This is a genomic window from Streptomyces sp. NPDC048462 (assembly GCF_043200175.1).
Lineage (GTDB): Bacteria > Actinomycetota > Actinomycetes > Streptomycetales > Streptomycetaceae > Streptomyces.
Genome location: NZ_JBICXG010000005.1, coordinates 283859 through 301678, shown reverse-complemented (window position 1 = coordinate 301678; position 17820 = coordinate 283859). Strand labels below are relative to the sequence as shown.

At 68.2% G+C, this 17820-nt stretch carries 22 protein-coding genes; 11 read left to right on the top strand and 11 right to left on the bottom strand.

All coding sequences use genetic code 11. The features are described from left to right. The first annotated feature begins 271 nt into the window (after positions 1-271). Positions 272-1681 carry a type I glutamate--ammonia ligase gene (gene glnA / locus ACGFU6_RS12270; protein ID WP_393610148.1) on the top strand — a complete coding sequence of 470 codons (1410 nt, stop codon included), beginning with the start codon at positions 272-274 and terminating at the stop codon, positions 1679-1681. 3 nt (positions 1682-1684) lie between these two features. Here glnA and xerC read toward each other — a convergent pair whose 3' ends face one another. Together xerC and ACGFU6_RS12260 are read right to left on the bottom strand one after the other, a co-directional pair. Beyond that, on the bottom strand, positions 1685-2797 hold the full coding sequence (gene xerC, locus ACGFU6_RS12265; protein WP_393610147.1) for a tyrosine recombinase XerC: 1113 nt from the start codon (positions 2795-2797) through the stop codon (positions 1685-1687). Beyond that, positions 2766-3323: a helix-turn-helix domain-containing protein gene (locus tag ACGFU6_RS12260; protein ID WP_393610145.1), complete on the bottom strand. Its 558-nt coding sequence runs from the start codon at positions 3321-3323 to the stop codon at positions 2766-2768. The genes xerC and ACGFU6_RS12260 overlap by 32 nt, the downstream gene beginning before the upstream one ends. Before the next feature lie 113 nt (positions 3324-3436). Here ACGFU6_RS12260 and ACGFU6_RS12255 point away from each other — a divergent pair, with 113 nt between their 5' ends. The 9 genes from ACGFU6_RS12255 to ACGFU6_RS12215 all read left to right on the top strand — a co-directional run bounded on the left by ACGFU6_RS12255 (position 3437) and on the right by ACGFU6_RS12215 (position 12500). Next, positions 3437-3631, top strand: coding sequence for a DNA-binding protein (locus tag ACGFU6_RS12255; RefSeq protein WP_393610144.1), 195 nt, complete (start codon positions 3437-3439; stop codon positions 3629-3631). Between the two features lie 56 nt (positions 3632-3687). Beyond that, positions 3688-4029: a hypothetical protein gene (locus ACGFU6_RS12250; RefSeq protein ID WP_393610142.1), complete on the top strand. Its 342-nt coding sequence runs from the start codon at positions 3688-3690 to the stop codon at positions 4027-4029. Then, the gene (locus ACGFU6_RS12245; RefSeq protein WP_393610140.1) at positions 4026-5438 is read left to right on the top strand and encodes a phage/plasmid primase, P4 family; all 1413 of its coding nucleotides are present in this window, start codon (positions 4026-4028) and stop codon (positions 5436-5438) included. Before ACGFU6_RS12250 ends, ACGFU6_RS12245 begins: the two co-directional genes overlap by 4 nt. Positions 5439-5647: 209 nt before the next feature. Continuing rightward, positions 5648-5863, top strand: coding sequence for a hypothetical protein (locus tag ACGFU6_RS12240; RefSeq protein ID WP_393610138.1), 216 nt, complete (start codon positions 5648-5650; stop codon positions 5861-5863). Continuing rightward, the gene (locus tag ACGFU6_RS12235; protein ID WP_393610136.1) at positions 5860-6024 is read left to right on the top strand and encodes a hypothetical protein; all 165 of its coding nucleotides are present in this window, start codon (positions 5860-5862) and stop codon (positions 6022-6024) included. Before ACGFU6_RS12240 ends, ACGFU6_RS12235 begins: the two co-directional genes overlap by 4 nt. Further along, on the top strand, positions 6021-6287 hold the full coding sequence (locus tag ACGFU6_RS12230; protein ID WP_393610134.1) for a hypothetical protein: 267 nt from the start codon (positions 6021-6023) through the stop codon (positions 6285-6287). Before ACGFU6_RS12235 ends, ACGFU6_RS12230 begins: the two co-directional genes overlap by 4 nt. Next, on the top strand, positions 6284-6886 hold the full coding sequence (locus tag ACGFU6_RS12225) for a hypothetical protein (RefSeq protein ID WP_393610132.1): 603 nt from the start codon (positions 6284-6286) through the stop codon (positions 6884-6886). Before ACGFU6_RS12230 ends, ACGFU6_RS12225 begins: the two co-directional genes overlap by 4 nt. A 221-nt stretch (positions 6887-7107) precedes the next feature. After that, positions 7108-7473 carry a hypothetical protein gene (locus ACGFU6_RS12220; RefSeq protein WP_393610131.1) on the top strand — a complete coding sequence of 122 codons (366 nt, stop codon included), beginning with the start codon at positions 7108-7110 and terminating at the stop codon, positions 7471-7473. A 356-nt stretch (positions 7474-7829) separates the two neighbouring features. Further along, entirely contained in the window at positions 7830-12500 is a 4671-nt protein-coding gene (locus tag ACGFU6_RS12215) for a hypothetical protein (RefSeq protein ID WP_393610130.1), read from the top strand. A gap of 115 nt (positions 12501-12615) precedes the next feature. Here ACGFU6_RS12215 and ACGFU6_RS12210 read toward each other — a convergent pair whose 3' ends face one another. The 8 genes from ACGFU6_RS12210 to ACGFU6_RS12175 form a co-directional block, all read right to left on the bottom strand. Then, entirely contained in the window at positions 12616-12810 is a 195-nt protein-coding gene (locus tag ACGFU6_RS12210; protein WP_393610129.1) for a DUF397 domain-containing protein, read from the bottom strand. After that, complete coding sequence (locus ACGFU6_RS12205; protein ID WP_393610128.1) at positions 12774-13466, bottom strand: DUF5753 domain-containing protein; 693 nt, start codon at positions 13464-13466, stop codon at positions 12774-12776. The genes ACGFU6_RS12210 and ACGFU6_RS12205 overlap by 37 nt, the downstream gene beginning before the upstream one ends. A gap of 401 nt (positions 13467-13867) precedes the next feature. Then, a complete protein-coding gene (locus tag ACGFU6_RS12200) occupies positions 13868-14149 on the bottom strand; it encodes a hypothetical protein (RefSeq protein ID WP_393610127.1) in 282 nt (93 codons plus the stop codon). After that, positions 14146-14541 (bottom strand): hypothetical protein, encoded by a 396-nt coding sequence (locus ACGFU6_RS12195; protein WP_393610126.1) that lies wholly within the window; start codon positions 14539-14541, stop codon positions 14146-14148. Before ACGFU6_RS12195 ends, ACGFU6_RS12200 begins: the two co-directional genes overlap by 4 nt. Beyond that, entirely contained in the window at positions 14538-15005 is a 468-nt protein-coding gene (locus tag ACGFU6_RS12190; RefSeq protein WP_393610125.1) for a DUF6907 domain-containing protein, read from the bottom strand. Before ACGFU6_RS12190 ends, ACGFU6_RS12195 begins: the two co-directional genes overlap by 4 nt. Next, positions 15002-15187, bottom strand: a complete 186-nt coding sequence (locus ACGFU6_RS12185; protein WP_393610124.1) for a hypothetical protein — start codon at positions 15185-15187, stop codon at positions 15002-15004. The genes ACGFU6_RS12190 and ACGFU6_RS12185 overlap by 4 nt, the downstream gene beginning before the upstream one ends. Then, on the bottom strand, positions 15184-15780 hold the full coding sequence (locus ACGFU6_RS12180) for a DUF6907 domain-containing protein (protein ID WP_393610123.1): 597 nt from the start codon (positions 15778-15780) through the stop codon (positions 15184-15186). Before ACGFU6_RS12180 ends, ACGFU6_RS12185 begins: the two co-directional genes overlap by 4 nt. Then, positions 15777-16619, bottom strand: coding sequence for a DUF6907 domain-containing protein (locus tag ACGFU6_RS12175; RefSeq protein WP_393610121.1), 843 nt, complete (start codon positions 16617-16619; stop codon positions 15777-15779). Before ACGFU6_RS12175 ends, ACGFU6_RS12180 begins: the two co-directional genes overlap by 4 nt. A 203-nt stretch (positions 16620-16822) precedes the next feature. Here ACGFU6_RS12175 and ACGFU6_RS12170 point away from each other — a divergent pair, with 203 nt between their 5' ends. Continuing rightward, positions 16823-17059: a hypothetical protein gene (locus tag ACGFU6_RS12170; RefSeq protein WP_393610120.1), complete on the top strand. Its 237-nt coding sequence runs from the start codon at positions 16823-16825 to the stop codon at positions 17057-17059. Positions 17060-17295: 236 nt separating this feature from the next. On the opposite strand, the gene ACGFU6_RS12165 is transcribed toward ACGFU6_RS12170, so the two are convergent. Next, the gene (locus tag ACGFU6_RS12165; RefSeq protein ID WP_393610118.1) at positions 17296-17781 is read right to left on the bottom strand and encodes a hypothetical protein; all 486 of its coding nucleotides are present in this window, start codon (positions 17779-17781) and stop codon (positions 17296-17298) included. Between the last annotated feature and the right edge of the window lie 39 nt (positions 17782-17820).

Genomic DNA, 17820 nt, shown 5'->3' with positions numbered 1-17820 from the left:
GCGCCCGTGAGCCCGCTGCCGGGCGGGTGGAACAGGCGCTTTCCGGCACCGCCGGGAAACCCGTCCGAAACCTGCCCAGAACCCGCTCGGAACCAGTCACCGCGCGGTCACGAGGCGCTGCTCACACCCGGCCCGGTTAACTTCGGCGAAACAAATGGGTCATGCTTGAGAAATCCGGTCTGCCTATGGTCGGGTCCAGCGTGTGCCACCGCACTGGCCGCACAACGAGCTGCAACCCCGTCCCGCCCGGGTCGGGAGTAGGAGGAGTTGGATGTTCCAGAACGCCGACGACGTGAAGAAGTACATCGCCGACGAAGACGTCAAGTTCATCGACGTCCGGTTCTGCGACCTGCCCGGTGTGATGCAGCACTTCACCATCCCGGCGGCGGTCTTCGACCCGACCGAGGAGCTCGCCTTCGACGGCTCGTCGATCCGCGGCTTCCAGGCCATCCACGAGTCCGACATGGCGCTCCGCGCGGACCTGTCGACCGCCCGTGTCGACCCCTTCCGCCGCGACAAGACCGTCAACATCAACTTCTTCATCCACGACCCGATCACCGGCGAGCAGTACAGCCGTGACCCGCGGAACGTGGCCAAGAAGGCGGAGGCGTACCTGGCCTCCACCGGTTTCGCGGACACCGCGTACTTCGGCCCCGAGGCCGAGTTCTACGTCTTCGACAACGTCCGCTTCCAGACGTCGGCGAACGAGAGCTTCTACCACATCGACTCCGAGGCCGGCGCCTGGAACACCGGGTCGGAGGAGAACAACCGCGGCTACAAGGTCCGCTACAAGGGCGGCTACTTCCCGACCCCGCCGGTGGACCACTTCGCCGACCTGCGTGCCGAGATCTCCCTGGAGCTGGACAAGAACGGCCTCCAGGTCGAGCGCCAGCACCACGAGGTCGGCACGGCCGGCCAGGCCGAGATCAACTACAAGTTCAACACGCTGCTCGCCGCGGCCGACGACCTGATGCTCTTCAAGTACATCGTGAAGAACGTCGCCTGGCGGAACGGCAAGACCGCGACCTTCATGCCGAAGCCGATCTTCGGCGACAACGGCTCGGGCATGCACGTCCACCAGTCCCTGTGGGCCGGCGGCGACCCGCTGTTCTACGACGAGCAGGGCTACGCGGGCCTCTCGGACATGGCGCGCTACTACATCGGCGGCATCCTGAAGCACGCCCCGTCGCTGCTGGCGTTCACCAACCCGACGGTGAACTCCTACCACCGCCTGGTCCCCGGCTTCGAGGCCCCGGTCAACATGGTCTACTCGCAGCGCAACCGCTCCGCCGCGATGCGCATCCCGATCACGGGCTCCAACCCGAAGGCCAAGCGCGTCGAGTTCCGCGCCCCGGACCCGTCGTCCAACCCGTACCTCGCCTTCTCGGCCCTCCTGATGGCCGGCCTGGACGGCGTGAAGAACAAGATCGAGCCGCCGGAGCCGATCGACAAGGACCTCTACGAGCTGGCTCCCGAGGAGCACGCCAACGTCCAGCAGGTCCCGACGTCCCTCCCGGCCGTCCTCGAGGCCCTCGAGGCGGACCACGAGTACCTCCTCGCGGGCGGCGTCTTCACGCCCGACCTGATCGAGACGTGGATCGACTTCAAGCGCACGAACGAGATCGCCCCGATCCAGCTGCGCCCGCACCCGCACGAGTTCGAGCTGTACTTTGATCTGTAAAGATCAATCAGCTTCTGAGCTGTAGGTTCGCGCTGCGGACCCCTTGTCAGTCCGCAAGGGGTCCGCAGTTTTTTTGATCTTGCCCACCATGACCGCCTCGACGGCGCTCCTGGTCGACTCGTCCGAGTCGGGCCACAGGTGACCGTATGTGTCCAGCGTGGTCTTCGCCGACGAGTGCCGCAGCCGGTGCTGCACCACCTTGACGTCCGCGCCCGAGGCGATGAGCAGCGAGGCGTAGTAGTGCCGCAGGTCATGGAAGCGGAACTCCGACGGAAGCCCCGGGACATCCCCCCGGACCGCTCGCATCCTCCGCTCGATCGCCCAGGTGCTCACCTGCTCGCCACCATCGTGAATCAGTACCGTGACCGGGCCGCCGTCCGCCGGGCGCGGGAGCTCACCCACAAGTGCGTCCGGGATCGGGATGAACTCCTGGCTCATCTCGGTCTTGAGCGGTTCGGCCGGGTACTGCACCGCGGGCCGGATCTCCCGGACGTCGAACTCGATGTCGGTACGCCGGAGTCCGCAGACTTCCCCGACGCGCAGGCCGGCGAACGCAGCGAGGAGAACGGCCAGCTGGTACTTCTCACCGAACGCGTCATACAGCTGCCACACCTGATCGGTGGTGGCGACGTAGGGCCGCGGCTTCCCGCCGCCGGGACTGGTCCGCCGGGAGCACGGGTTCGACGAGACGATGCCGTCATGCACGGCGTCCGTCATCACCTGGGACAGGCGGTTGTGCAGGGCGAAGATGTACGACGGCTTCCGCCCCTCCTTCGCCAGACGGGCCAGCCACGACTTCACCATGCTGGGCTTGATGCTGCCGACCGGCAGGGGTCCGAACTCCTTGCGGATCCGAGCCAAGTGCACCTTCGCCTGTCGCACCGTCGACGTGCGCTTCGCCGCGTAGCCAGCGACCCATCGGTCGCACCATTCGTCGACCGTAACCTTCCGCGACTTGGGATCGACGTACTGCCCTGTCACCAGGCTTGCCGTCTCCTCGTCGAGCCAGCGCTGCGCGTCAACCTTCCGGGCGAAGTGCCGGGCGTGCTCGCGGCCCGCCGCATCCCGGTACCGCGCCCGATACTTACCGTTCGGTCTCTTCTTGATGCTCGCCATCCGGCCCTTCCTCTCGTTCTGTCGCACCGAACATCCGGTTGAGCAGTGCGTTGTCGTCGAGATCCCGGCCCGTCGCAGCCCGGTGCTTCTCTCGTTCCTGGTCCACGAACGCCCGCCCCTGAGCCGTGAGCCGGCCGGGAACAGGCAGCTCGTCGATGGGCACCTCGCTCCGGAAGATGCGTTGGTCGGTCCCTGAAAGCGGGCTTTCTCCCCGCACCCATGCACGAACCCGATTCGCTGCAACCGACTCCTTCGCCGTGACGGCGAACGGTCGGTCGTCGAGCGGTACGAGCAGGTTCACGGGGGCGACGTCGAGCACGCGCGCCAGGGCCAGCAGCTCGACAACGGTGATCGTCTGACGCCGCCCGGTTTCCAGCTTGGTGACCGTGGCCCGATCCCAGTTGAGACCGGTCTTGTCTCTCAGTTTGTCGGCCAGCTGTTGGGCAGTGAATCCCTTACGGCCGCGCACCTCCTTCACGCGTTGGGCGATCACTGCAACGGGGTCAGCTCCATCCGAATGTTCCATAGGGGAACACTAAGGGCCGCTTGCGGAACACGCAACGATGGGGCACCATCGAACGCAACGCACTTTCATGGCACTAAATGTTCCTTGAAAGCACTTAATGATCTGGAGGCGCGATGCGTAGGCCACTGGCCACCGTCCCCGAACTCTCCGAGCACTACGGCGTCCCGCAGGCGACTGTCCGCCGCTGGCACCACACGCAGACCTTCGTCGGCCCCCTGATGTTCCGCATGGGCAAGTACCTGCGGGCCCGCTGGGAGGACATCGACGCCTACGACGCCGAGCAGGCCGGAGGGCGGAAGGCCGCATGACCAGGAACGCAGAAACGCCCCGGCGGGTATCCGGGGCGTTTCCTGAAACTCGCGCGGTGGGCGCTCGCCTCACCGTAGCGCAGGCCAAGCCGGAGACGGAACCTGAAGCGGTCATCCGGGACTACTGGGCCGCCGCGAAGAACCGGTACGCCCAGGGCGACTACTTCAACTACGGCTCGCCCGAGTGGCGGGCGCTCCCCCCGGAGGACCCCCGCAAGATGGCCGGCCTGGTCGCGTTCGCCGAGATGTGGCGGAAGTACGGCGACGACATCGGCGCCAGCCTCACCCGAGCACTGGCCCCCCATCAACCTCTCTGGCAGCGAGCCACCGCCGAAGCCTGCGACAAGGCATTCCGCGACATCCTCGCCGAGCAGCAACGCAGGAAGGAGGCAGCGTGAACGAGCCGCACCTGCGCCCCGTACCCCAGGCCCCGCGCCTGGCCGTCGTGCCGGTACCCCGCCAGTCCCACCGCGGCCACCTGCGCATGGCCGAACGGTTCATCGAGGAACACGCCCTCGACCTGCGGCACGTCCACGGCATCGGCTGGCACCAGTGGGACGGCGCCCGCTGGAAGGCGGACGAAGAGCGCGTCGACATCGAGGCCGCCATCAACACCACGAAGCGCGCGCTGGCCGACGTCCTCGACATGCCGGCCACCAAGGAACGCGACGAGCTGTACGCCGATGTGCGCAAGTCCGAGAGCGCGTCCGGCATCGAGGGCATGCTGAAGCTGGCCGCAGCGCTGCGGCCCGTCTCCGCCGCATCCCGGGCGCTCGACGCCGACCCGTACCTGTTCAACACCCCGGGCGGCACGGTCGACCTGCAGGGCGGAACGATCGCCGAGAACAACCGCGACGACCTCATCACGAAGGTGGCCGGCGGACCCATCGGAGCCGAGCTGGACACCGAATGGGAACGGTTCCTGGAACGGATCCTGCCCGATCCGGACGTTCGGTCGTTCGTCCAGCGGCTCTTCGGCTACGCGATGCTCGGCAAGCAGACCGAGCACGTCATGCCGATCTTCACCGGTACCGGGGCGAACGGCAAGGGCACCATCCGTGACGCGGTCATGGCCGCGTTCGGGGACTATGCCATCGAGGTGGACCCCTCGCTGCTCATGGAGTCCAAGCACGAGCGGCACGGCGCGTTCAAGATGCGGCTACGCGGTGCCCGGCTGGCCTTCTGCTCCGAGACGGAGAAGGGCCGCAAGTTCGCCGAAGCCACCATGAAGCGGCTCGTCGGCGGCGACCCCATCGAGGCGAACCTGATGCACAAGAACCCGATCACGTTCGACCCGTCCCACACGCTCATCATGCTGACCAACCACCTGCCCGCCGTGTCCGGCGACGACCCGGCGGTGTGGCGCCGCATCCTCGTCGTTCCGTTCGACGTCGTCATCCCGGAGAACGAGCGGGACGGCGGGCTGCCCGAGCGGCTGAAGGCAGCTGCGCCCGCCGTACTCGCCTGGGTGTACGCGGGCTGGCTGGACTACCAGGGGCAGGGGCTCAACCCGCCCGAGGCCGTCCGAGTGAAAACCGAGGAGTACCGCGAGGAGAGCGACGCGCTCGGCCGCTTCCTGAAGGACCGCACCATCGACTCGCCACACGGCCGAGTGCGCTCGGGAGAGCTCTTCACCGCCTGGTCCAACTGGTGCCATGGCAACGGGATCGGGTCCGAGGAGATCGGCAACGCGGTCACGTTCGCGGCCTCGATGCGGGCCCGCGACTTCAGCAAGAAGGACACCAGCGTTGGGGCCGTCTGGCTCGGCCTGATGCTCGCCGGAAACGAGGAGGACGAAAGCCCCTGACCTGCGGAAGTGGTGGGTTGTGGTGGGTCCCCCGGTTTCTCTCCATATGCGCACGCGTAGTGAGTTTCGGAAAACCCACCACAACCCACCACCCGCCACTCTTCCGGCAGTGACGCAGACCAAGACAAAAGCGGCAGCAGGAAGAAGCAGCCCCGCCCGCTCATCACCTAGCCAGCCATCAGTTACCGCAACCAACGAGAGGGGTCAGCATGAGTGACCCGTTCAGCGCCGCAGCATTCCGGGCCCTGGTGGCCCGCCTCGGCGTCGACAGCATCCCCATCGTCGACGCCGACGGCCGGCCCGACGTGCTGCTTGACCGGACCGGCATGGAGCAGCTTCGAGACGCCGCCCGCGACCACAACTTGCCGGAGATCGCCGACACCGTTCAGCGACTCCTCGACCACAGCAACAAGGAGGCGGCATGACCTCCCAGGTCGAGCTCGCCGTGCAGGCCCGCATAAGCGAGGCCCGCCGCAAGATCGAGCAGAAGAAGCGGCGCCGCGCCGAGCTCGCCGAGCGCCGCCAGCACGGACTGCAGGCCCGGCACGCCGCGAAGATGCGCCGCTGGGACAAGGAGTCGTCGTGACCGACCTTGAGCTACTTGCCTACGACGTGGCCGCCGCCGCCCTCACCGGCGACCGCGACACCCTCGCCAGCCACCTCGCCAGCACTCCCGTCATCCAGACCGCGGCCACCGCCGAACTCGCCGTGATGACCCTCGCATCCATCGTCGACGGCCTGCTCACCTCCGAGCAGAAGGCCGACGTCGTCGAGCAGATCCGCGGCTTCGCACAGGAGCGCCGCGCCTTCAACAACATCGTCGCCACCATCGAAGGGAACCCGTCATGACCCCCGAACAGATCCGCCAGGCTCTCGCCAACAAGGCCGCCGCCATCAACGGCAAGCGCAACCTCACGGACGCGGCGAAGCGCACCATGCTCGCCCGCGCCTACCTCGAAGCGAAGACGGCCATCGAGGAGGCGCGGACGCAGGAGACCGAGAACATCGGTCGCGAGCGGCGCAAGCTCGAACGGAAGCTCTTCGGCAACGACGGCTTCACCGTCGACCCCAACGCAGCCATCAGCCGGCGCGACGCAGCCGACCGGGCCGCCCGCATCGAGACTGCGGACGAAGCGCTGCGCACCATGTGGCGGGCCGAGCGCGATGGAGACGCCACGCTCGCCAAGGCGATCGCCTCCAGGGCGGCCGACTACAGCGGCGACCCGGTGTGGGCGGGAGTCGTGCAGCAGTACGTCGCCGACAAGCCGAGCGAAGCCGAGACGCTGCAGGCGATGCGGGACCTGCCCGACACGGACGACGCGGTGTGGCGGATGCAGCAGGCCATGCAGTACGGCATCGGCACGCCGGACGGGCTGGGTGAGGTGTCCCACTACCAGGCCGAAGCGCTCGCCTCGCAGCCGCTCGATGGTGAGACGACAGCAGCGTGACCCAACGACTCGGCAGCAGCGCACAAGTCCATGGAGGGCGTCCCCGCGCTGCTGTCGACCGCCTCGGACGGCTCTGCTCCGGCCGGGCGGCCGAGGCGCATCCGGGGCGGGGTGGGGCGGTACCCCGCCCCCCACCTGGTCTTTTTCATCGGACCGTATAGCTCTCGACTTTGTGCGTGCTGGCCGCGCTGTGTTTTCCGGACCCTGGAAAGGGGGCTGTGATGGCTCTGAACGAACCGCCCGAGGGGCTCGGCCCGCAGGGCATGACCTTGTGGCAGGAGATCGGAGAGGTGTTCGAGCTGCGCGTCGACGAGCTGCGCATCCTCGGCGACGCGTGCCGGGAGGTGGACCTCATCGAGCGCATGCATGTCGCGCTGCTGGACGCGCCGCTGTTGGTGAAGGGCTCCATGGGGCAGGAGGTCGCGAACCCTCTGGTGCAGGAGTTGCGTCAGCATCGCGCTCTTGTCGCCCGGCTGCTGTCGGCGCTGAAGCTGCCGGACGACGAGGAGCAGGAGGACACCGACGGCCGGGCCCGCTCGTCGCAGGCCCGCAAGGCGGCCCTTGCTCGGTGGGGGCGGACCGGGTGAGCCGGCGCCGCGTCCGTGAGCGCTCCGGCGACCTGCCGGGCTGGCTGGCCGAGTACCGGCCAGAGCAGTGGTCCGAGGACCTCGACGACCCGGTGCAGGTCCACTACTTCGGCCGCATCGCCTGGGAGGCAGCCCAACGGGAGTGGGCTGCGGGAGGCGATCCGCAGCCCAAGATCCAAACTCCCCAGACCCGTAGCCGAGAACAGCGTGTATACGGCTCCGATGGCCAGGCAGCCGGGGAGGGGGTAACCCGGCACCCGCCGAGAGAGCCGCGGGCTCGCCCGATCAAGTCCTACTGACTGCACCACCATCTGACCTTTCAGGGCCCGCGCCAGAGCCTGCCGGAAGGGGCAGCTATGGCGATCTCTGTGGGATCCGTCGAAGTCGACGTCATCCCGAACACGAATGGCATCTACAACCGCTTGCGTGGTGCGTTGGTGCCTGCGGCTACACGGGCCGGTGACGATGCCGGCCGCGCCGCTGGGCGGTCGTTCGGCCCGGCAATGTCGGGTGCCGTTGACGACACGGTGGCCGCGCGCATCGGCCAGCAGCTCGGGCAGCAGATCGCTGCCCGCATCGCGGCGCAGGTCCGGGGTTCGTTGACCCAGGGCATCCGGCAGGGCGGTGCAGCTGCGCGCGGCTCGGCTACGCAGCAGGGCAACGAGGCGGGTGGGGCGTTCGGGACGATGTTCCGCCGCCGGGTACAGGCCGCCCTGGCCGCGCTCCCGGACATCGACATCGACGCGGACACGACCGAGGCGGACGCCGATATCCGGGCGCTTCGCGTCCAGTTGGAGACGTTGACGGGTCAGCGTGTCGGGATCGATGTGGATGCGGTCACGGCCCGGCGCCAGATCGATGAGCTTGAGCGGGAACTGACCCGCCTCGGCACGTCCCACCCGGACATCTCGGTCCGCATGAACACCGCCGCGGCCACGGCCCAACTGGCGGCGCTCCGTGCGGAGATCGACGCACTCGACGGCCGGGACGTCAATGTGCGGGTTGATCCGACGATCCGTAGCTTCGGCTTGCTGGTGACGGCGGCGGCGGCGTTCGGCCCGGCGATCCTGCCTGCTCTGCCGGTCGTGGCGGCCGGCCTCGGTGCGGTGGCGGCTGCTGGTGTGGCTGCTGGTGTCGGCCTCGGTGCGGTGGCCGCGGTCGCCCTTCCCGCCCTGAAGGACATCGGTGGTGCGTTGCAGGCGCAGAAGGCTGCCCAGGACGCTGCCAGCGCCGCCACGCTGAAGGGCGCCCAGTCCACCGGGCAGGGCGCGGCAAAGGCCCTGCAGATGGCGGGCGCACAGCAGGCGTTGGCGTCCGCGCACCGCAACGCGGCCCGGCAGATCGACCAGGCCGAGCAGTCGGTCGCTGATGCTGTCCGGTCGTCGGCCGAGGCGAGCGTGCAGGCCGCTCAGCAGGTGAAGACGTCGAGGAAGGCGCTTGCCGATGCTGTGCAGCAGGCCGCAGACCGGCAGCGTGACGCTGCTGAGCGGGTGTCACAGGCAGAGGACTCGCTCGCCGACTCTCAGCGCAGTGCCCGCCAGGCGCAGGTGGACCTGACGCAGGCCCGCAAGGACGCGGCCGCCGATCTGGCGGCCCTCGCCGACCGGGTCGCGAATGCCCAGCTGTCCGAGCGGGATGCGGTACTCGACGTTCAGGAAGCCCGGGACCGGCTGCAGGCTGTGCAGGCGGTCGGCTCGAAGGCGACGGTTGTCGAGCAGCAGCGCGCCCAGCTCGCCTACGACCAGGCGGTGCAGCGGCTCAAGGAGCAGCAGGCCGAAACGAAGGCCCTGGCCGGCGAGAAGGCTACGGCCGACAAGGCCGGCATCGAGGGCTCCGACTTGGTCAAGGCCGCGCAGGAGCGTATCGCCGAGGCCGAGAAGACTGTTGCCGACCAGCAGAAGGCGCTCGGTAAGGCGCGCGACGAGTCGGCGCGCCTGCAGGTCAAGAACCAGCAGGACATCGCCGGTGCGCAGGAGAAGGTTGCCGAGTCCCAGCGCAACGTCACGAAGGTCCAGGAGGACGGCGCGCGCGCGGTCGCCAGCGCCCAGGAGTCCCTTGCCGCTGCACAGGCGTCGGCGGCGGACTCGATTTCCACCGCTCAGCGCCAGATCGCCTCTGCGTCGCAGACTGCGGCCGGGGGCGTGGATCAGGCTGCCGTGGCGCAGGCCAACTACCAGGCGCAACTGGACAAGTTGACTCCGTCGGCGCGTGGCACATTCGACGCGTTCGTGGAATTGAAGTCGGCGTTCACGGACTGGTCGGAGAGTCTGCAGCCGCAAGTCATGCCCATTTTCACGCGGGCACTCGTCGGCCTGCGGGACGCGCTCCCGAGCCTGACACCGTTCGTTCTGGCCGCCGCCAGCGCGATCGGAACGCTGCAGGACAAGGCGTCGGCCGGCTTCAAGTCGCCCTGGTGGAAGAGCTTCAAGGAGGATCTGGCGGGCTCGGTCGAACCCGCGATTGTCGGGCTCGGCGTCTCATTCGGCAACATCTTCAAGGGCATGGCCGGCATCATCCAGGCCTTCCTGCCGCACATGGATGGCGTCTCCCAGTCGATGCAGGGGATCACCGCCCGCTTCGCGACGTGGGGCAGCAACCTGAAGGGGTCGCCCGCGTTCGAGCGGTTCCTGTCGTACAGCTCGGAGCAGGCCCCGCTACTCGCCGAGACGCTGGGCAACCTGCTTGCCGCGGTCCTGCACCTCGGTGTCGCGCTGGCCCCGATGGCGGGCACCGCCCAGTCGTTCATCAACGCACTCGCGACCGGCATCAGCGCCATCCCGACGAACGTCCTGACGGTGATCGGTGTGGCGTTCGCGTCCATCGCGATCGGGGCGAAGCTGGCCGCCCTGGCGATGGGCATCTGGCGGGGCGCTGTCATGGCCGCGGGTCTCGTCACGGCCCTGATGACTGGGGAGACGATCGCCCTGAACGCGGCGATGCGCGCGAACCTCATCGGGCTCATCGTGACGGCGATCCTGGCCCTGGTCGTCGCGATCGTCTACGCGTACCAGAACTGCGAGACGTTCCGGAACATCGTGGACACGGTGTGGTCCGCGCTCCAGACGGGCGCCCTGTTCGTCTGGAACACCGTCCTGAAACCAATCTTCAGCGCGCTGGTCACTGGCTTCCAGGCGATCGGCGCTGCCGCGACGTGGCTGTGGGACACCATCCTCAGCCCCGTCTTCGGATTCATCGGGGCGGCGGCACAAATCCTCGCCACGATCGTCCTGACGATCCTCATCACCCCCTTCGTCCTCGCTTTCCAGGCGCTCGCCGCCGTGGCCACCTGGCTGTGGGACATCATCCTCAGCCCGGTCTTCGGGTGGATTGGCGACGCGGCGACGACGCTGTGGACCGAGAAGATCAGCCCCGCCTGGGAGTTGATCAAGATAGGTACCGGGCTGCTGGCCGCGAAGATCAAAGAGCTCTGGGACACCTACGCCAAGCCGATTTTCGGGTGGATCGGCGACAAGGCGACCAAGCTGTGGACCGACACGATCAAGCCCGCGTGGGTTCTTTTCAAAGCCGGTATTGGGCTCCTGGGCGAGAAGGTTCAAGATCTTTGGGACGACTACGCTAAGCCGGTCTTCGACTCGATCGCCGAAAAGGGTAAGTGGCTTTGGGAAAAGGCACTCAAGCCTGCATTCGACAACATGAAGGAAGGCATCGCGGCCGTCGGCACTTCCTTCGGTGACGCGAAAAGCTTCATCAAGACGGCCTGGGATCAGGTCAAGAACATCGCTAAGACCCCAGTCAAGTTCGTGATCGATAAGGTGTACAATGGCGGAATTGTTCCGACGTGGAACCTGATTGCGAAGGCGTTCGGCGCCCCGAAGCTCAAGCCGATGGAGACCAAGGGCTGGGCGACAGGCGGCGTCCTGCCCGGCTACAGCCCGGGGAAGGACATCCACAAGTTCGTCTCCCCGACCGGCGGCGGGCTGGAGTTGAGCGGCGGCGAGGCCATCATGCGGCCCGAATTCACGCGCGCGGTCGGCTCGGGCTTCGTCTCCACGATGAACAAGATCGCCACGACGCGCGGTGCGACCGGCGTCAAGGCAGCCCTGGCCCCAGCGCTCGGCGGCAACGAGACGACGCAGCGCTTCGCCAGCGGTGGCATCTTCGGCTGGATCGGCAAGAAGGCTGCCGGTGCAGGATCTGCCGCATGGGACGGCGTGAAGAAGGGCGCGTCGTGGCTGAAGGATGGCCTCGAAGCGTCCGCGCGAGCAGGGGTCAACGGCGTCGTCAACCCGCTCCTCGCCAAGTTTCCAGGCGCCTCCGGGGACTTCGGGCAGATGATCCGCAAGATTCCGAACAGCATCCTCGACAGCCTCTTCGGCTACTCGAAGAAGGCCGACGAGAAGGGCGCGGGCGGCGTCGGCGGCCCAAGAATTCAGTCGGCACTGCGGTGGGCCAAGACACAGGCCGGCCTGCCGTACCAGTGGGCGGGCAACGGCAACCCGTCGTGGGACTGCTCCGGGTTCATGTCCGCGATCGAGTCGAAGATCCGGGGCCAGAAGCCCCACCGCCGCTGGGCGACCGGTGCGTTCTCCGGGAAGCAGGCCCCGCCCGGCTGGGTCCTCAACGCGAAGTCGCCGTTCCAGATCGGCATCACGAACTCCGGCGTTGGCCACACCGCGGGCACGATCGGCGGCACGAACGTGGAGTCGAGGGGAGGCGACGGCGTCACTGTCGGGCCGCGGGCCCGCGGCTGGAACGACAAGCTGTTCACATCGCACTACGGGTTCAAGCCCGGGTCCTACGACTCCGGCGGCTACCTGCAGCCCGGTATGAACCTCGCCTACAACGGCACCGGGAAGCCGGAGCCCGTGTTCACCACGGGGCAGGCCAACGCGCTCGCCCGAGGCGGTCCAGCCGGCGGCGCGCTGTCCCTCGACGGCCAGCAACTGCAGCTCGTCCTCGACGACGGTCAGCGGTTCAACGCCCACGTCGAGGCCCTGGCAGACGGCCGCGTCCAAGCGGCGAACGGGCAGCTGGTGCAGGTACTGAACGCGGGTGGTGGTCTGTAGCCCCGCCCTCGGGCATGATGCAGGTGTCCGGACATGCAGAAGCCCCCGCCGCAATTCTCCTGCGGCGGGGGCTTCCTGCTGCTCAGGAACCTTGAATGTTATACAAGGTTGCCTGTCACACCTCGTGGGTGCGGGCCCAGTCGACGAGCGACGACCAGGCGGCCGGCCGGAGCGGTATCCGGGCGCCCGCGGGGCGCTTCGAATCCCGAACCAGCACACCATCCTGGGGCCGCGCCCACTCGACACACGAACCGGTGTCGGTGTACGTCGACTTCACCCAGACCAGATGCTCATCTCCAACTGCTGACACAGTGTTCTCCTCGCCGTGTCGATCAACTCCAAGGACGCTGCTGGTGGCAGTGCCTCAGCCGTCACGTGATCGTATGCCGACGAGAAGGCGGCGATGTCCTCCGGGCGGGTGCTGATGAGCGTCCCGGTGAGCGTCTCGGTGAACACCGCACGCTGCCCACCGATGCGGTACATGGTGAAGCCACCCGAGAGACCGGGGTGTCCCTCGCTCGCTTCTGGCATCACCTGCAGTGTCACGGACGGCCGGAGCGCAGCCACGTTCAACAGGTGCTCCAACTGCTCGATGAGCACAGCCTTCCCGCCCACGGGGCGCCGCAGTGTCTCTTCGGACAGAACGAACCAGGCGCGGCGGTCCGAGGAGAATCCGAGGCTGTCGATGCGCTTCAGGCGCCGGTCCGCCCGGTCCGCGACCTCTTCCGGCGGCAGGGCCGGTGTCGTGGCCTTGATCGCTGATGCGGCGTACTGGAACGTCTGCAACATGCCGGGAATCATGAGCGGCTGGTACGACTGGATCGTGTCCGCGGCACTCTCTAAGCGGCCGAGCCGGTCGATGTGTTCAGACAGGGACTCGGCCGGCGCGGCCCGCCACCACCCCGCCTTGGATGAATCTCGTGTGCCACGGACGATGTCCGCAGCTTCCTTACGGTTGGGCTTCACCGGTTCTCCTCCGGTCGTGCCTTCATGGTTCGACAAAACTACTCCCTGTGTTGTGTGGATCACATAGGCGGAACGGGGGGCGCGCACGGCGCACTTCGGCCACTCCCCTGTTGCTCGCGTTGTTGTTGTTGCTCTGACCTGCGGCAACAACGGCAACAGGAGCGGTCTCAGAAGTGGGGGAGGGGTTCCCGAAAGGGGGGCCCGAACAGCAACCCCTTCTCGCCCCCCACTCTCGCCCGGGTAGATGACTGGTAGACGGCCCGATCTACCGGGGTAGACGGCGGGTAGACATGCAGGTCACAGCAGGTAGATGGGGTGGGTAGACGGGGCACGTCTACCCACCCCGGGGGAGCGGCCCGAGAGGGGGCTGGCTGCTCTCGAATCGCGGGGGCTGGCCGAGGTCAGGCGGCCGCCCGGAGGAACCGCCGCGCAGCCTCCCGCTCGGCCGTGCTCTCGGCCGGATCCTCGGCAACGATTCGGGCCTCGGCTACGGCCCGCGTGATGCCGGTCGATTCGACGGTCACGGCGATGCGGAATCGGACCGTGCCGGCGTCGGCCGAGCGCACCCACGACAGACCATCGAGCGTGGCCCCGCCGGGGGCATCGGCGAGGAGGTCGAGCAGCTGCTCGGCGTGCGACTCCAGGATGCCCTCGACGAGCTCGGGCGTGATCTTCTGGTTCATGATTCCCCCTCAGTGACCTGGTGGTGCGCGCTGTCCGTGCGAGCCGATGCCGGACTGCCCGCGGTGTGACGGGGTACCCCGGGTACCCGAGTACGTGGGGTACCCGAGCCCCCGGGTACCCCGGCGGGTACCTGGGGTACCCGCCGGGGTACGCCCGCGGTCATACCCCAGTCATATGGGCGTACCTGACAGGCGATGACCTGCGGCAACACCCCTTCCGGGTAGGCGCCCATCGCCCACGCGTTGCGGTAGGTACCCGCGATGAGGCTCACCGCTTCCTTCACCGCGTCGGAGACGGTATTACCCGCCCGCATCATGATCATGAGGTCGTCATACAGCTGCTGGTCGACCTTGACCGACAGCCCCTTGCCCGGCAGCGGCGGGGTACTCACGACGCAACCTTCTGCACTGCGGCGAGAGCGTCGCGCATCTGCTGCAGGCCGACGACGTACTCACGCAACTGCCGAAGCACGTCATCGGCCCCGGCCACATCCAGATCGGCGTAAGCATCGACCGACGTACCCAACTCCATGTGAATGGAAGCGGCCCCCAGCATCACCCCACCCTCGATCGTGTGGGCCATGAGCCGCGCCGTCAGCTGCGGAAGCAGGGACACATCGCTGCCGTGCACCTCAGGGGGAGGCACCACGGTGATCGGGGCGGACACATGGAAGTCGTCATCCAGGAACCGGGGAACACCCGGCGCCACCGGCACGGCGTGATCCTCCGCGCACCAGGACGGACACTCGACCTCGACGACACAGTCGGGAAGGTCGGCCGGCCCACGGTAGCAGCGAGGCGCCGTCTGGACCGGCGCCCCCGTCTCGCCCGGACTGTACAGAAGCCTGTGAATCATGACCGACCTCCCATCGCGCGATCGAGCAGGCAGCTGAACAGCTGCTCGCCGTACCGGTCGTTGGTGGCACGGGCCACGATCAGCAGATCGGCAACCCTCCCCACGGGCGGCACCGGGTGGGACGTCATCGAGCGCAGCGCCGCCGCCTCGGTCGGCCGGTTCACCACGGCCACCCCGGTCACAGCCCCTCCCCCGCCCGCACGACGGCCAGCTGCAGGGCGAGGGTCCGAAGCTGTCCGGCCGCCTCGACGAGCGCGGCGGCCAGGCCCTCGGCCCCGGGCGGGTCGAACGCGTCGGGCTCGCTGACGGGCTCGATGTACAGGTCGACGGCGCAGGCACTGCCGTGCGGGTACTGGGACAGGTAGGCGACGAACAGCTGCCGGTCACCGCCGATTCGGTGCTCGGGCCCGCGGTGGCCCAGGTCAACGAGCGCGTTCACCGGCAGGCCATCGTGTCCGCGGCACCACGTCGGCTCGGGCACCGTGACGTCGCCCTGGTCGAGGGTGGCCACAGTGACAGCCCCCTGCGCGATGAGGCGGAGGAGCGCCGCGTACTCGCCGCGGGTCTGGCCGGGGCGGACGTGGGGTGCGGCGGCGAGCAGGTCCTGCTCGGCCGCGAACGCCTTCTCCCCGACACCGTGCAGCACCTCGGAGAGGACCAGCGCGCGAGCGAGTCGGATCGGCTCCAGCATCGGCGCGGTCGGCCTGCGGGCGTCGAGGGTGTCGGCGAACTCGCCGAGGAGAGTACGGGTCTCCTCGCTGATGGGCTTCGTCATCGGACACCGCCAGCCTGCGCCGCGAGAGCACGCACCGACTCGGCGAACGCCACCAGGCCATCGGCGAACACCCCGGCCTGCTCGGGCGTCATGTACAGCGCCTCATCCTCGTGCGCGATGATGAGCAGCGGCCGGCGGGTTGCCTCGTCGGACCCGAACGTGTCCGCGTTCAGCCGGGCATTCACCAGCGGCGCATCCTCAGCGCCCACGCGCGGCGCCATGAGCGTCACCGTGTCCGTCGAGTGGTAGACGTCATCGAGGAACAGGGCATCCTCCGCGACGTGATCGAAGGTGCACCAGGCCGGGCAGTCGATGAGAACCGTGTGCCCGTCCACCCGGGCGGGCACCATGCGGACCGGCCGGTCCGCCTTCACCGTGTACTGCTGGGCGGCGGGGCTGATACGGGCCAGCAGCGCGCGGACGACGCGCTCGCGGTCGGCCTGCGGCAGGCTCCGCTCGATCCGGATCGTGGCCTCCCCGACCCGGCCCGACAGGGCCCCGGCGGCGCCGTCATCGGAGAGTTCGCCGTCGACCTCAACGACGCGGACACCGAGCGTCTTCAGCAGCTCGGCCACGGGGATCGTGCTGACGTCCCCCAGGGAAAGCGACCGCCAGGCGGTTGCCGGGGCCGACTCGGCGCGCAGCGCGGCGAGCCGGGGGAACTGAGCGTTGACGCTCCGCTGGGCGCGGCAGACGTCGGCATCGGTGCAGCGGAACAGCTGGGCGCCGGACGGGGAACGGTCCCCCGTGGGCTGCTGCTCGGTGTCGTCCGCGCCGCAGCCGACGCAGGCGAGCCCGTCGAGCTGCAAGCTGGACAAGGTGGGTACGGTGATCTGCATGGTTCGACTCCCTGTACTGAGGGTTCGGACCTAGGCCCCATTCCGGTGTTAGCGCACCGGGTGGGGCCGTTCCGCGTTCTGCGGTGGCCGTGCCCCAACCGTAGGGAACATCGTGTTCCTTTGTCAATGACTCACACTCTGGGCTTTCTGGCGCCGCATAGGTAACGTGATGTTCCATGAAGAAGGATGGAACACTATGTGTCATGGACAAGCGATCCCTGGAGCAGCTGGCCGGCCGATTCAGAGCGGCCGAGGCCCGGACTGAGATCCTGCGGCAGGAACTTGCGGCCGCGATCAGGCAGGCGGACGCCGACGGCGTGCTGCAGAAGGACGTATGCGAGGCGACCGGCTACACGCGTCAGCAGGTACGGCGGATCGTGAAGGCTGCGGACAGCGACCATGATGACCAGTCCGCAGGCAGTCCGCAGAACAATGATTAACGACGGAGTACGACGGAACGCGATGACTCACATATCGGCAGGTCAGAGGCCATGCGGACGCGAATCCGCAGGCCCCTGACCACCCGCACGAGTTCGAGCTGTACTTCGACCTCTAGGCAGCCGGCCCGGACTGTCGGTGGACAGCGCCCGGCCCGATTGCCGAGCTGATGCCGTGAGCGTCACACGAGGGCCGCCGCCCCCTGGCCGGGGCGGCGGCCCTCGTTCGCGTCGGACCGTCAGTGCCGCAGCGCCGTGCCCACCTCGGCCTTGACGTCGCCGTCGAGCTTGCGGTTGCTGCGGGCGGTGGCGTCCTTGGTGGCCTTGGCGGCGACGTCGTCGACCGTCACCACGACCGTGTCGAGCAGATTGCCGTTCCGGTCGCGGAAGTTGATCTGAACGCCGTAGGACTGCTTCGAGTCGGTCGAGTTGCGCACCGTGACCTTCGAGGTGGCGTGGCCGTCCTTGCCGGTGGCCGTCGCACCGGCCTTGACGTCGCCGCTCGCGTTCACGCCGTCCTTGAAGCTGTCCAGCTTGTCCTTGGCGGCGGCCGTCGCCGATGCGACCGCGTCGGCGCCCCTGGACGCCAGGGAGGAGGCTGCCGAAGCGGCCTTGGACGCCGTGCTGGACGCGCTGTCCCCGTCGTCGGAGCAGGCTGTAGCCGTCGCCGCCAGGACGACCGCCACCAGCACGGCACCCGCACCCCGTACGCCTCGCCCGGTCATCGCGCCTCCCAGCACTCGTCCACCGTCCCAAGTCAAGGC

What these genes read in the sequence shown, in the direction of transcription:
- glnA (WP_393610148.1), top strand. Translation starts at nt 272, where the DNA reads ATGTTCCAGAACGCCGACGACGTGAAGAAGTACATCGCCGACGAAGAC.
- xerC (WP_393610147.1), bottom strand. Translation starts at nt 2,797, where the DNA reads ATGGCGAGCATCAAGAAGAGACCGAACGGTAAGTATCGGGCGCGGTAC.
- ACGFU6_RS12260 (WP_393610145.1), bottom strand. Translation starts at nt 3,323, where the DNA reads ATGGAACATTCGGATGGAGCTGACCCCGTTGCAGTGATCGCCCAACGC.
- ACGFU6_RS12255 (WP_393610144.1), top strand. Translation starts at nt 3,437, where the DNA reads ATGCGTAGGCCACTGGCCACCGTCCCCGAACTCTCCGAGCACTACGGC.
- ACGFU6_RS12240 (WP_393610138.1), top strand. Translation starts at nt 5,648, where the DNA reads ATGAGTGACCCGTTCAGCGCCGCAGCATTCCGGGCCCTGGTGGCCCGC.
- ACGFU6_RS12235 (WP_393610136.1), top strand. Translation starts at nt 5,860, where the DNA reads ATGACCTCCCAGGTCGAGCTCGCCGTGCAGGCCCGCATAAGCGAGGCC.
- ACGFU6_RS12225 (WP_393610132.1), top strand. Translation starts at nt 6,284, where the DNA reads ATGACCCCCGAACAGATCCGCCAGGCTCTCGCCAACAAGGCCGCCGCC.
- ACGFU6_RS12220 (WP_393610131.1), top strand. Translation starts at nt 7,108, where the DNA reads ATGGCTCTGAACGAACCGCCCGAGGGGCTCGGCCCGCAGGGCATGACC.
- ACGFU6_RS12215 (WP_393610130.1), top strand. Translation starts at nt 7,830, where the DNA reads ATGGCGATCTCTGTGGGATCCGTCGAAGTCGACGTCATCCCGAACACG.
- ACGFU6_RS12200 (WP_393610127.1), bottom strand. Translation starts at nt 14,149, where the DNA reads ATGAACCAGAAGATCACGCCCGAGCTCGTCGAGGGCATCCTGGAGTCG.
- ACGFU6_RS12190 (WP_393610125.1), bottom strand. Translation starts at nt 15,005, where the DNA reads ATGATTCACAGGCTTCTGTACAGTCCGGGCGAGACGGGGGCGCCGGTC.
- ACGFU6_RS12180 (WP_393610123.1), bottom strand. Translation starts at nt 15,780, where the DNA reads ATGACGAAGCCCATCAGCGAGGAGACCCGTACTCTCCTCGGCGAGTTC.
- ACGFU6_RS12175 (WP_393610121.1), bottom strand. Translation starts at nt 16,619, where the DNA reads ATGCAGATCACCGTACCCACCTTGTCCAGCTTGCAGCTCGACGGGCTC.
- ACGFU6_RS12170 (WP_393610120.1), top strand. Translation starts at nt 16,823, where the DNA reads ATGGACAAGCGATCCCTGGAGCAGCTGGCCGGCCGATTCAGAGCGGCC.
- ACGFU6_RS12165 (WP_393610118.1), bottom strand. Translation starts at nt 17,781, where the DNA reads ATGACCGGGCGAGGCGTACGGGGTGCGGGTGCCGTGCTGGTGGCGGTC.